The sequence below is a fragment of the Acinetobacter sp. SW-226 genome (assembly GCF_055632855.1).
Genome location: NZ_CM145752.1, coordinates 330,940 through 342,581, shown reverse-complemented (window position 1 = coordinate 342,581; position 11,642 = coordinate 330,940). Strand labels below are relative to the sequence as shown.

Sequence of the window (11,642 nt, the reverse complement as noted above, 5' to 3'; positions counted from 1 at the left end):
CAAGTTGTTTGTGGCGCTAGGGTTCTATGCAGGGAAAGTGTTTGATTTCAGTCTTTGCATACCCTAAAGCTTAGGCAGTTCGTGAGGATTTCAGTAGCAGTGCGCAACTGAGTTATTTTCACGGAGTCATATTATAAGGCATTTTTTCTGTTTCCCGCAGAAAAAGCTGTTTTATTCAGGATACCTTTGAAATGATTAATTTAATTAGACCAAAAAGCCTTTTTTACGCACTATAGCGACTAAAAATACCCAATAGAGTCTGTATAAAGGAAATGTATATCGAGCGCGGTACGTGCTATTATATCGCCACTAAATTTGGCCTTTGTAGCGGAGCCGTAATGAGCCAACATCTTTCACTTCCTAAAGATAAAATTCGTTTCTTGTTGTTAGAAGGCGTTCACCAAAACGCAATCGACACACTAAATGCTGCCGGATACACCAACATCGACTATCGTAAAACTGCGCTTGAGGGTGAAGCGTTGAAAGAAGCGGTTAAAGATGCACATTTCATTGGTATTCGTTCCCGTACACAACTCACTGAAGAAGTGTTTGAAGCTGCGAATAAATTAATCGCGGTCGGTTGTTTCTGTATTGGTACCAACCAAGTGAACTTAAATGCTGCGATGGTTCGTGGTATTCCAGTATTTAACGCACCTTACTCAAATACACGTTCAGTGGCTGAACTTGTACTTGCTGAAGCAATTCTTCTTCTTCGTCGTGTACCTGAAAAATCAACAGATACACATGCAGGCGGTTGGAACAAATCAGCTGTTGGTTCGTTTGAAACGCGTGGTAAAACTTTAGGGATCGTCGGTTACGGTTCAATCGGTTCACAACTTTCTGTGCTTGCTGAAAGCATGGGTATGAAAGTGATCTATTTCGACACAGTGACCAAGTTGCCTTTGGGTAATGCGCGTCAAGTCGGTTCTATGGGTGAACTTCTTGCAAATGCTGACGTGGTTTCTTTACACGTACCAGACGTTCCGTCTACACGCAACTTCTTCGGTAAAGACCAATTTGCACAAATGAAAGAAGGTTCAATCTTCATCAATGCTGCACGTGGTACATGCGTACTTATCGAAGATTTAGCAGATGCCTTGAAATCAGGTCATGTGGCTGGTGCTGCGGTTGACGTATTCCCGAAAGAACCAAAAGCCAATGGTGAAGAGTTCGTTTCTCCACTACGTAACATTCCAAACGTGATCTTAACCCCTCACGTGGGTGGTTCAACCATGGAAGCGCAAGCGAACATTGGTTTAGAAGTGGCTGAGAAATTTGTTTCTTATTCAGATAAAGGCATGACTTTATCTGCAGTAAACTTCCCAGAAATCGCTTTACCATTGACTGAAGGTAAACACCGTTTACTTCACATCCACAAAAACGTGCCAGGCGTGTTGTCAAAAATCAACAACTTGTTTGCTGAGCACGGCATCAACATCTCAGGTCAGTCTCTCATGACCAAAGGTGATGTCGGTTACTTGGTGATGGATGTAGACGCAACTGCATCTCAAGAAGCGTTAGATACTCTACAAGACGTTGAAGGCACAATCCGCGTTCGCGTATTGTTCTAATTCAACTGTATTTAAAAACCACAGCTGCCAAGCTGTGGTTTTTTTATTTTTGAATACTTGTTAAAATTTTATGTGTAATCTGAGCACATACTCCGCTACTTTTTCCAAGTATTCACTTCCCTATCTAGTATTCTAATAATGCCAAATCTAAAAAGCACTCCCCACCTCCAAGCGACCTTTTTATTGCTAATTGCAATGCTCAGCTTGCAAAGTAGTGGTTCACTGGCCAAAGTCTTGTTCGATCAATTTCCCATTTTAACCGTTTCAGCTATGCGCTTGCTGTTGGGATCAATCATCTTGGCCGTACTGTTTAAAATTTGGCAGATTGACTTTAAGCAAGTTAAATACAAGGCCATCATCAGCTATGGTTTTGCTTTGGCAGGCATGAACCTATTGTTTTATTTATCCATTGCTCGCCTGCCGCTCGGCATTGCAGTATCGTTTGAGTTTATTGGCCCACTCAGTGTCGCGCTGTTTTATGCCAAACAACGCTTTGACTTTGTTTGGGTCGGGCTGGCTATTTTAGGCTTGGTTTTACTGTTTCCTTTCGACCAAGCAGCTCAACCTTTAGACCTTCTTGGGATTGTATTTGCACTAGGTGCAGGTGCATGTTGGGCACTGTATATCGTGGCGGGACAGCGCCCATCGGGTATTTCAGGCAACCATACCGTATGCTTAGGCATGTTTGTCGGTATGCTGATATTAATGCCTCTCGCACTGTTCAGCGGTCTATCTGCAAATGTATTTGAACCCTCAAATCTAATTTATTTTATTGCCTTAGCTGTTTTAGCCAGCGCCTTACCGTTTAGTCTGGAAATGATTGCACTGCGCAATTTAACCGCTTTAAGCTTCGGCACGCTCATGAGCCTAGAGCCTGCGATTGCAGCACTATCTGGTTTTGTATTTTTAGGTGAGAAACTGCTGTGGTCTCAGTGGCTTGCCTTGAGTGTCATTATCATGGCATCCATTGGTTGTACTTATACCGCGCAAAAAGCACGTCAAATCCCACAGTGAAGATCTTTAGTGATATTTGAATTTAAAAATTAGCATCATGCCTGCGTAGACATTATTTTTAAATTCATGTTGTTGCATTTAAAAAAATTCAGCTGATTTCGCATCCCCATGCAGAGCGAAATCGCTATACTAATCCACCTTCTAAAAATAACAGGTCACCATGACCTGATGCATGCATGATGCCTAATTCTCAACTGATGGCAGTGATGTTCATGGTCTTGTCCATGCTGTCCTATCAAATCAGTGCTTCTTTTGCCAAGCAGTTGATTGCAGTGCTGGATCCCCTCACCGTGGTGACCCTTAGACTGTGCTTTGCCGCAATTTTAATTGTGCTGATGTTCCGCTCATGGAGCATTATCAAACGCCTACCGCATTTAAAATGGAAAGATTTACTCAGCTATACAGCAGCTTTATGCCTCATGAATATTTTATTTTACGCTTCGCTAGGTAGACTTCCTCAAGGTATTGCCGTCGGTTTAGAGTTCTTAGGTCCTCTGACTTTGGCACTACTCTCGATCAAGCAACGGCGTGATTATATTTGGGTCGGATTGGCCATTTTAGGCATTACACTCATGGTGCCGTGGCATCAGGCCAACGCCAGTAATTTTTCTTTTTTAGGCGCAGTATTTGCAGTGTCGGCAGGAGCCTGCTGGGCACTGTATATCTATTTTGGGCAAAAAGTCGTCCGTCAAAATATCGGCATGCATGCTCTCAGTATTGCAATTGTGATGTCAGCTTTATTGCTGTTACCCATCAGTGCCTCACATAATCCAACAGCCTTGATGCAAACCGAATATTGGCCCAAAGCCTTATTGATTGCCCTATTGGCAACCGCAATTCCCTACGCCCTAGACCTCATGGCCTTAAAACGCTTGAGTAAACTCAGCTACGGTACTCTTTCCAGTTTATCCCCGGCCTTAGCCGCTTTGGCTGGTTGGTTGTTACTCAAAGAACAAATTAGCCTGTGGCAAACCTTAGCGTTGCTTTGCATTATGGTGGCCTCTGTCGGCGTGACATTTAGAGCTAAATCTGACACAGATGAAAGCGTCTAAATCAGCAAAGATCACAATCGTACTTTATTTGAAAACAGCCTTAGGCCAAGCTGTCTTTGTCGATTTTTTTATATTTTCTATATTCACGCTGATATTGCTCCGCAAGTGTTATCTTCTGCGTGTCAGCTAAAATTTTTCCGGCTTGCTGAAAGAAACCATGTTCCTCTTCTTGTAAGTGATGATGTACAGTTTCCGATAGTTTTTTTGCAATTGCCAACCAACTTGGATTTGAGAATGCTATCTCGGTCAGTTGTTCCAATAGCTCATCCATTTTATGGTGCTCTGCCAAAGCATGACGGGTAATGTTGAGGCCTGAATCGGTCATCATTAAAGGAATATAAAAATAACGATCTTCTGCAACAGCATGAGCAAATAATTCATTTTTGAGGCGCTCAAATAGCTCACGGCGTTCTGGCGTATCGCCCGAGGTACTTAACAATTGTTCTGCCAAATTACGTTGTATGACATGACTTTCTCTTAAAGCTTCAAATATATTCATTCTATGCTCCAGTCCAATTCAAGCTAAAACATCTCTTTTTTTTGCAAAGAATCTCTACACAGCGTTAAGCACGCTCTATTGATATTAAACAAAAAAGATGAAAAGTCAGGTCATGGTCTGCACGCTTTTTGTAATAAAAGTTTGAATGAATCTACTGTGTCTTTACATAAAGAACATTTGATAGCTGAGCCTTAAAATCAGAATCGTAACTAAGATGAGGAATAAAATACGGATAAAGCCACTACCATATTTCAGCGCCATTCTTACGCCACAAATTGACCCGATCATATTCGCCACCGCCATGAAACCACCAACGACAAAGAGCACATGACCCGAGGGAATAAAGAAGCTCAAAGCAGCTAAATTGGTCATTACGTTACCAATTTTAGCCAGTGCTGCTGCATGTAAAAAGTCGACCCGTAAATATCGGATAAAATAGAAAATAAAGAAGCTACCCGTACCAGGGCCAAACAGGCCATCATAAAAACCGATGGCTAGGCTACCAACACCTGCTAAAAGCAAAATTTTCGGTGTAACCTGTTGTGCCATATGGACTTGTCCAAATTGCTTTTTCATGAGGGTATATACCGCCATCACAATCAGCATGACCAAGACAAAAGGCTGTAAAATTTCTTTCGGAATCATCGCAACACTGGCAGCACCACCAAATGAGCTGATCGCTGCGCAAACTGCGACTACTGCTAAAAGTTTCCATTCAAAGCGGACTTTACGTGCAAAAGAGACTGCAGAAGTCGCTGTTCCCACGACTGCCGCCAATTTGTTAGTGCCAAATAAAGTTGCAGGCGCCATAGAAGGAAAAGCATTCATCAGGGCTGGAATTTGGATCAGCCCGCCACCACCAACAGCAGCATCAATTGCCCCTGCACAAAAGGCAAAAAAGATCAGACTGATAATAATGTCAATATCCACACCCTTTCCTTTTTACCAAGTGATATATTTTGATTATAGATTTAAAACACGTTTAGGAACCAATCTTTTCTTCTCGGTAATTTCAGCCAAACCTAAGCATTTTTCTCCATCGAAAACCAAGACCTGTGCTTCTGCTGTATGCTCAATATTACTTTCCATACCGCGACTGAAGTATTCACTGCGCCCTGCTGGAACTTGTACTTTCGGAAAATGATCTACAGGAGCATACGCAGGTAACAACAGTGCTTCACGCTCTTGTTCAGACAAACTTTCTAAATACTCGATGCTATAGCTTGGAATCAGATCAAAATGACCCGTTTTAATGCGGTGTAAATAAGTCAAATGACCATAAGTACCCAATGCTTTCGCAATATCTTCGCCTAAAACACGAATATATGTGCCTTTGGAACAAGTAATATCAAGGGTTAAGCTTTCTGCTGTGAATGAAAGCAACTCAATCGCATAAATCGTAATCGGGCGTGACTCACGCTCAATCTCAATTCCTTTACGAGCTAACTCATATAAAGGACGCCCATCTTTCTTCAAAGCGGAATACATCGGTGGTACTTGCTGAATATCGCCCATAAATTGAGCCAAAATGGCTTCAATCAGCTCTTCGCTTAACTCAGGTACAACCTGCTCTAACAGCCGTTCGCCCTCCACATCACCTGTGGTGGTACTGTGACCTAGTTGGATTGTAGTTTGATAGCGCTTCACAGAGTCCAACAAAAAGTGCGAAAACTTGGTTGCTTCACCCAAACAAATCGGCAACAGTCCCGATGCTAATGGATCAAGTGCTCCTGTATGCCCTGCCTTTTGCGCACGGTACAACCAACGTACTTTTTGCAGTGCCGCATTTGAACTCAGCCCCAGAGGTTTATTCAATAAAAATACCCCATTGACTGCACGGCGCTGGATTTTTGAAGTAGATGATTTCATAACATACACATGTCTTAAAGCTGTCGTCATACTATCAACCGTTCATCAGTTTTTACAACTTTTCTGTTGTTTATTTGCATTCTCATTGCAAAATAAAACATGTTCAGTCATATGAACATCATAAAAAATACAATATGGACGTTTAGGCATAGGATATGCAAAAAAAGAAATTATGGTTGCTCTTCGCAGTCATCGTTATTGTCGTGCTTGGCTTTTTAATTTGGCTTGCGCCAAATGCTACAGATGGCTCAAGCAACGAGCAAAGCACCATGCGCTCATCAGGACATGATATGAGTGCAGCATTGACCAAATCAGGATTACAATCCTCCACAGCACTCCCTTTTGTAAGCAATAGCCAGCAAGACACTGAAGTGAATTGCCAACTTGCACTCGATCCAAGTAATCATTTGATTGTGAATGAGCAAACACGAAATTGCTTTGAATATTTTATTACCCAGTACGGTGAAAAAAATATTGACCAAATTAAACAAGATTTTAAAGCCTATATAGAGCAAGGCTATAAGGAACCTGCTTTAAAACAGATCTTAGACCTCTGGAACCGCTATCTAAACTACCGTGTGCAACTGGGTAGCTTAAAAGAACCAAGTCTAAGTAAAGAAGACCCTGAATATTACCGTAAGATTTTTGGTCTCATGAAAAACTTGCGTAGCCAGTTTTTTTCAGACTATGAAATTGAAGGCTTATTTGGTGCTGAAAATATCTACCATGAGTACACCTTAAATCGCATGAGCATCATGGCAGATAAATCATTAAACGAAGTACAAAAAGCACAAAAACTGAAGGAATTATTTGCTCAGCTGCCAGAAGATTGGAAAGAGAATTTAGAACAACTTTCTAAACTCGAAGATTTGCGCAAACTCACTTCAGAGATTAAAGCCCGTGGCGGGTCTGTAGAAGAGCTACGTCAAATGCGCATCAATCTGGTCGGTGTGGAAGCTACAGGACGGCTTGAGCAACTTGACCAAGATCGCGGTAACTGGAAATCTCGGGTCAATAGTTACTTAGAAAAACGTGATGGTATTTTAAAAAGTAACATGAGCCAAAGTGCTCAACAGCAAGCCATCCAACAACTTCGAGATCAAGAATTTAGCAATTCCCAAGAACAACTTCGACTAGGAGCATTTGAAACCACTCATGATTCAGGGGGAAAACTCCCTTACGCAGAATAAATCTGTACGGCACGACTTTTTTCAGGATGAAAAAAAATGTTTAAAACGAAAATAATGAAACAAACAATGACACTACTCAGCTTGGTTGCAGGTATTGGACTCGGCTCAACAACAGCAAACGCAGGTCTACAAACGGTAACGGCAACCGTAAAAAGTACCTATGCACAAACAAAATATCCCCTCCTGTTTACTCACGGGATGTTTGGTTTTAGTCGTGTGGGCGTTGCAGAATTTGGGCTTGATTATTGGTATCAAATTTTACCCGATTTAGCTCGAAATGGCGCAACGACTTTTGCTGCACAAATTTCACCGCTTGAATCGACTGAAGTACGTGGTGAACAACTGCTACAACAAGTTGAAGAAGTGATTGCCATTACTGGAAAAGACAAGGTTAATTTGATTGGGCATAGTCATGGTGGGCCTACCATCCGCTATGTTGAGGCAGTCAAACCGCAATATGTAGCATCTCTTACAGGTGTTGGAGCAACTTTCCGTGGTTCGAAAGTAGCAGATAAACTTCTTGCCAATGAAGGTGGAACACAACTGCTCAGTCTTGCTGCGGATTATATTATTGGCCCATTAATTGCCTATGGTCAAAACAATCCATCATTAAAAAGCAACTTAACCGCATCACTGACATCTATTAGTGAACAAGGGTCTAGTACTTTTAATCAAACATACCCAACCACAGCGCTTGCCTCAGACTGTAATAAGAGTGGTGCAACTTCAAGTAATGGCGTGTATTACTACTCTTGGACTGGTACTTCACAAGTCACCAATATTTTAGATGTCGCAGATAGTGCAATCTCACTATTAGGACCTTTAGCATATGGTAATTTAGACAATGATGGGCTGGTATCCCGTTGTAATACACACTTTGGTAAAGTCATTCGTGATGATTATGATTGGAATCATTTAGATGAAGTCAACCAAGTGATGGGTTTACGCGGTCTATTTAGCTCCGACCCTGTCGATGTTTACCGTCAACATGCCAATCGTTTAAAACTTCAAGGGCTTTAATTATATGCTTCTCTTCAAACCCCATGCGTTTTGAAGAGAAGCGCTTTATGAATTATCCAGTTACAAATTGTACTTAATTTAATCGGATTTCTTCTCGCTGTGACAGCGCACATTTTATACTCATCTTGACAACTTAAATTGTCGCCAAAAAAATAAAAAATGAGGATGATCAATGAAATATGGACTATTGATAGCTGGACTGCTATCGACCTGCGCACTGACCGCAACACAAACTCATGCGGCTGCTTCGCAAATTAAATCAAACTATGTTGCCTCTAGCTACGCAAAGACCAAATATCCTTTAGTCTTTGCACATGGCATGGGAGGTTGGATTCGTGCAGGTACGGATGAGCTGGGTGTGGATTATTGGTATCAAATCTTGCCTGACCTAGCCCGTAACGGTGCAAATGTATGGGCAACACGGGTTTCTCCATTTAACACGTCTGAGGTTCGTGGCGAGCAACTACTACAACAAGTTGATGAAGTTTTAGCCATTACAGGCGCCGCTAAAGTTAATTTGCTTGGTCATAGCCATGGTGGGCATAGCATTGCCTATGTCTCCAATGTTGCTTCCAATAAAATTGCTTCAGCAACGGCTATTTCCAGCCCTTTAAAAGGCTCTCCTGTTGCAGATCTGATTATTTCTGCACAAGGAACCCCATTGGAACAGCCATTGGTGGCGCTGATTAATTTTGGATCTAAGGCGATTGTATGGGCACAGCAGCAAGACCCTAACTCTCTACCACATGACGCACTTGGTGCAGGAAAAAGTTTAAGTCAAGCAGGATCAAAAGCATTTTCACAAAAATATGCTTTAGGTATGCCAAAAACAAGCTGTGGCGAAGGTACGGCCATGGAGAAAGGAATTTACTTCTATTCTTTTTCGGGGAACTCAACATTAACCAACATTCTTGATCCAGACTCATTATTAGGTGCAACAGGTTTACTCATGCAAACACCAAATGATAACGATGGCTTGGTCTCACGCTGTAGTGCAAAGTATGGCAAAACAGTTCGCGATAACTATAACTGGAACCATTTAGATGTCATTAACCAGTTCTTTGGTTTACGTTCTATTTTTGCTCCAGACCCTGTTGATGTCTATCGTCAACATGCTAATCGCTTAAAACTTCAAGGGCTGTAAAACTTAAACATAAAAAATGCGCCTAATGGCGCATTTTTTAGCAAATAAGCAAAGTTAAAATTAACCTTGTTTACGTGCTGGTAACTTTTCACGAATACGTGCAGCTTTACCAGACAACTCACGTAGGTAGTAAAGTTTAGCACGGCGAACGTCACCACGACGTTTCACTTCGATTTTAGCAACGATTGGAGAGTGAGTTTGGAATACACGCTCAACACCAACACCGCTTGAAATTTTACGTACTGTGAACGCAGAGTTCAAACCACGATTTTTCTTCGCAATTACAACACCTTCAAATGCCTGAAGACGCTCACGGTCACCCTCTTTTACTTTAACCTGAACGATTACTGTATCGCCTGGTGCAAAAGCTGGGATGTCTTGTTTAAGCTGTGCATTTTCTACAGCTTGTACTAAAGGATGCTTACCGCTCATGGGGTATCTCCAATATGTGTGGGTCAGAAGAGGTCTGAGATCCACTGGGTATAGAGGCTAAAACGCATAGACCCGATTAGCTTTCTCTTTATGCCTGACCACTTCAATGCATAAAGAGCCTATTAAAAGGATACTTTTATTGAGTATCCAAATCTTTTAGCCATTTCTTTTGCTGCTTGCTCAACTCAACATTCTCCACCAACTCAGGTCGGCGTGCTTTGGTTCGTTGATAACGCTGCAAAAACCGCCATTTCTCAATATTGGCATGATGTCCCGACTTTAAGACTTCAGGGACATCCAAACCTTCAAAATGGTCTGGCTTGGTATATTGTGGGCAATCCAAAAGACCATCCACAAATGAGTCTTGCACATGAGACTGTTCATCAGACATTGCACCCGGAAGTCTCCGAATAATACTGTCCAATAAAACCATCGCAGGAAGCTCTCCACCTGACAAAACGTAATCCCCTATAGACCATTCCTGATCTACATATTTTTGGATCAGACGCTCATCAACCCCTTCGTAACGACCACACAACACAATCAATCCATCATAGTCGACAAACTGTTGTACCGCATGCTCATTTAAGGTGTTTCCTTGCGGTGACATATACACCACAGGAACATGAACTGCACCTGCTTGCACTGCAAGCTCTTTGGCATGTTGAATCGCTTTCGCCAAAGGCTCAGCCATCATCACCATACCTGGACCACCACCAAAGGGACGTTCATCCACTCGTTTGTAGTTGCCCTCAGCATAATCACGAGGATTAATACAAGTCACTTGTACTAAATCACTTTTTGCTGCACGCCCGCTAATACCGTAGGCTGTAATCGCTTCAAACATTTCAGGAAAAAGCGTAATGACTGCAAAAAACATCGCAGACCCCCGTATTTCCAAAAATAGTTAGTAATCCACGCCCCAATTAACGTAGATACGACCAGCTTCGAGATCAACGCGTTGTACCACATCTTTATGCCATGGGATCATGCGCTCTTCGCGATCAATGCTGTCTGGTGTTGCGTGAACCACCATGACATCATTCGCTCCAGTCTCAAACAGCTCATGGATTTTACCGAGATTTACTTCTTGTTCCTCATCATCCAAACCTAACACTGTTAGGCCTTTCAAATCAGACCAGTAAAACTCATCCACACCCGCTTGAGGTAATTGCGCTTTTGAAATCCATACATTTGCACCAACTAGGTTATCTGCTGCAGTGCGATCAATCACACCTTTCAACGCAACAACCAAGCCTTTGCCATGTGGTTTCCAACGTTTTACATCAACTGTTTGCCAACCTTCTTTGGTCTCAATATACCAAGGAAGATAGTCAAAAATGTTGCTCATAGGTTCTGTATTGGAATAGATCCAGAGCCACCCATTTAATCCATATGCTGAACGCAACTGTCCAATCTGAATACGATCTTCAGGAACATTCTGTGTTGGTGTCATGGGCTACCTACTACTTAATCAAAAATTATGCAGTAGCTGCAGCTTTCTTAGCTTGAGCAGCTAAAGAAGCAACACGTTCAGATGGTTGAGCACCTTGAGCAACCCAGTGCGCAAAACGGTCAGCATCTAAACGAAGTTTTTCTGCTTTACCTTGAGCTGTTGGGTTGAAGAAACCAATACGTTCGATGAAACGACCGTCACGTGCATTACGGCTATCAGTTACAATAACTTGATAGAACGGACGTTTTTTAGCACCACCGCGTGCTAGGCGAATAACTACCATGATACAACCTTATAGTTTTTACGGATTATCCCTGTATCGACCACCGATACATTTCAAACCCCTTTCATAGAGGGCAGTATTTTACGTTATCTTTAGAGCGAAAGAAAGATCA

Annotated in this window: 13 protein-coding genes; 6 read left to right on the top strand and 7 right to left on the bottom strand. The window is 42.1% G+C overall.

What is annotated here, in order from left to right:
• The first annotated feature begins 338 nt into the window (after positions 1-338).
• The 3 genes from serA to ACZ8ZH_RS01575 all read left to right on the top strand — a co-directional run bounded on the left by serA (position 339) and on the right by ACZ8ZH_RS01575 (position 3,637).
• A complete protein-coding gene (gene serA / locus ACZ8ZH_RS01585; protein WP_086209011.1) occupies positions 339-1,571 on the top strand; it encodes a phosphoglycerate dehydrogenase in 1,233 nt (410 codons plus the stop codon).
• 138 nt (positions 1,572-1,709) lie between these two features.
• Positions 1,710-2,585 (top strand): EamA family transporter, encoded by an 876-nt coding sequence (locus ACZ8ZH_RS01580; RefSeq protein ID WP_119063229.1) that lies wholly within the window; start codon positions 1,710-1,712, stop codon positions 2,583-2,585.
• A 179-nt stretch (positions 2,586-2,764) separates the two neighbouring features.
• Positions 2,765-3,637: an EamA family transporter gene (locus ACZ8ZH_RS01575; protein ID WP_119063230.1), complete on the top strand. Its 873-nt coding sequence runs from the start codon at positions 2,765-2,767 to the stop codon at positions 3,635-3,637.
• Positions 3,638-3,677: 40 nt separating this feature from the next.
• Here the strand turns inward: ACZ8ZH_RS01575 and ACZ8ZH_RS01570 are convergent, their stop codons facing one another.
• The 3 genes from ACZ8ZH_RS01570 to truB form a co-directional block, all read right to left on the bottom strand.
• A complete protein-coding gene (locus ACZ8ZH_RS01570) occupies positions 3,678-4,136 on the bottom strand; it encodes a hemerythrin domain-containing protein (RefSeq protein WP_119063231.1) in 459 nt (152 codons plus the stop codon).
• Positions 4,137-4,298: 162 nt separating this feature from the next.
• Positions 4,299-5,066: a sulfite exporter TauE/SafE family protein gene (locus ACZ8ZH_RS01565; protein WP_119063232.1), complete on the bottom strand. Its 768-nt coding sequence runs from the start codon at positions 5,064-5,066 to the stop codon at positions 4,299-4,301.
• A 33-nt stretch (positions 5,067-5,099) separates the two neighbouring features.
• Entirely contained in the window at positions 5,100-6,005 is a 906-nt protein-coding gene (gene truB, locus ACZ8ZH_RS01560; protein WP_119063360.1) for a tRNA pseudouridine(55) synthase TruB, read from the bottom strand.
• Between the two features lie 155 nt (positions 6,006-6,160).
• On the opposite strand from truB, the gene ACZ8ZH_RS01555 reads away from it, so the two are divergent.
• The 3 genes from ACZ8ZH_RS01555 (at position 6,161) to ACZ8ZH_RS01545 (ending at position 9,359) form a co-directional block, all read left to right on the top strand.
• Complete coding sequence (locus ACZ8ZH_RS01555) at positions 6,161-7,195, top strand: lipase secretion chaperone (protein ID WP_470247831.1); 1,035 nt, start codon at positions 6,161-6,163, stop codon at positions 7,193-7,195.
• Between the two features lie 36 nt (positions 7,196-7,231).
• The gene (locus ACZ8ZH_RS01550) at positions 7,232-8,215 is read left to right on the top strand and encodes an esterase/lipase family protein (RefSeq protein WP_404814577.1); all 984 of its coding nucleotides are present in this window, start codon (positions 7,232-7,234) and stop codon (positions 8,213-8,215) included.
• Positions 8,216-8,387: 172 nt separating this feature from the next.
• On the top strand, positions 8,388-9,359 hold the full coding sequence (locus ACZ8ZH_RS01545) for an esterase/lipase family protein (protein WP_119063234.1): 972 nt from the start codon (positions 8,388-8,390) through the stop codon (positions 9,357-9,359).
• Positions 9,360-9,419: 60 nt separating this feature from the next.
• Here ACZ8ZH_RS01545 and rplS read toward each other — a convergent pair whose 3' ends face one another.
• The 4 genes from rplS to rpsP all read right to left on the bottom strand — a co-directional run bounded on the left by rplS (position 9,420) and on the right by rpsP (position 11,530).
• The gene (rplS, locus tag ACZ8ZH_RS01540; RefSeq protein WP_004974529.1) at positions 9,420-9,791 is read right to left on the bottom strand and encodes a 50S ribosomal protein L19; all 372 of its coding nucleotides are present in this window, start codon (positions 9,789-9,791) and stop codon (positions 9,420-9,422) included.
• 136 nt (positions 9,792-9,927) lie between these two features.
• The gene (gene trmD / locus ACZ8ZH_RS01535; protein WP_086209019.1) at positions 9,928-10,671 is read right to left on the bottom strand and encodes a tRNA (guanosine(37)-N1)-methyltransferase TrmD; all 744 of its coding nucleotides are present in this window, start codon (positions 10,669-10,671) and stop codon (positions 9,928-9,930) included.
• Positions 10,672-10,698: 27 nt separating this feature from the next.
• Entirely contained in the window at positions 10,699-11,247 is a 549-nt protein-coding gene (gene rimM, locus ACZ8ZH_RS01530; RefSeq protein WP_086209020.1) for a ribosome maturation factor RimM, read from the bottom strand.
• A 25-nt stretch (positions 11,248-11,272) separates the two neighbouring features.
• Positions 11,273-11,530, bottom strand: a complete 258-nt coding sequence (gene rpsP / locus ACZ8ZH_RS01525; RefSeq protein ID WP_004718284.1) for a 30S ribosomal protein S16 — start codon at positions 11,528-11,530, stop codon at positions 11,273-11,275.
• Positions 11,531-11,642 lie beyond the last annotated feature (112 nt).

What these genes read in the sequence shown, in the direction of transcription:
- ACZ8ZH_RS01550 (WP_404814577.1), top strand. Translation starts at nt 7,232, where the DNA reads ATGTTTAAAACGAAAATAATGAAACAAACAATGACACTACTCAGCTTG.
- ACZ8ZH_RS01580 (WP_119063229.1), top strand. Translation starts at nt 1,710, where the DNA reads ATGCCAAATCTAAAAAGCACTCCCCACCTCCAAGCGACCTTTTTATTG.
- ACZ8ZH_RS01570 (WP_119063231.1), bottom strand. Translation starts at nt 4,136, where the DNA reads ATGAATATATTTGAAGCTTTAAGAGAAAGTCATGTCATACAACGTAAT.
- rplS (WP_004974529.1), bottom strand. Translation starts at nt 9,791, where the DNA reads ATGAGCGGTAAGCATCCTTTAGTACAAGCTGTAGAAAATGCACAGCTT.
- serA (WP_086209011.1), top strand. Translation starts at nt 339, where the DNA reads ATGAGCCAACATCTTTCACTTCCTAAAGATAAAATTCGTTTCTTGTTG.
- trmD (WP_086209019.1), bottom strand. Translation starts at nt 10,671, where the DNA reads ATGTTTTTTGCAGTCATTACGCTTTTTCCTGAAATGTTTGAAGCGATT.
- rpsP (WP_004718284.1), bottom strand. Translation starts at nt 11,530, where the DNA reads ATGGTAGTTATTCGCCTAGCACGCGGTGGTGCTAAAAAACGTCCGTTC.
- ACZ8ZH_RS01555 (WP_470247831.1), top strand. Translation starts at nt 6,161, where the DNA reads ATGCAAAAAAAGAAATTATGGTTGCTCTTCGCAGTCATCGTTATTGTC.
- ACZ8ZH_RS01545 (WP_119063234.1), top strand. Translation starts at nt 8,388, where the DNA reads ATGAAATATGGACTATTGATAGCTGGACTGCTATCGACCTGCGCACTG.
- ACZ8ZH_RS01575 (WP_119063230.1), top strand. Translation starts at nt 2,765, where the DNA reads ATGCCTAATTCTCAACTGATGGCAGTGATGTTCATGGTCTTGTCCATG.
- truB (WP_119063360.1), bottom strand. Translation starts at nt 6,005, where the DNA reads ATGAAATCATCTACTTCAAAAATCCAGCGCCGTGCAGTCAATGGGGTA.
- rimM (WP_086209020.1), bottom strand. Translation starts at nt 11,247, where the DNA reads ATGACACCAACACAGAATGTTCCTGAAGATCGTATTCAGATTGGACAG.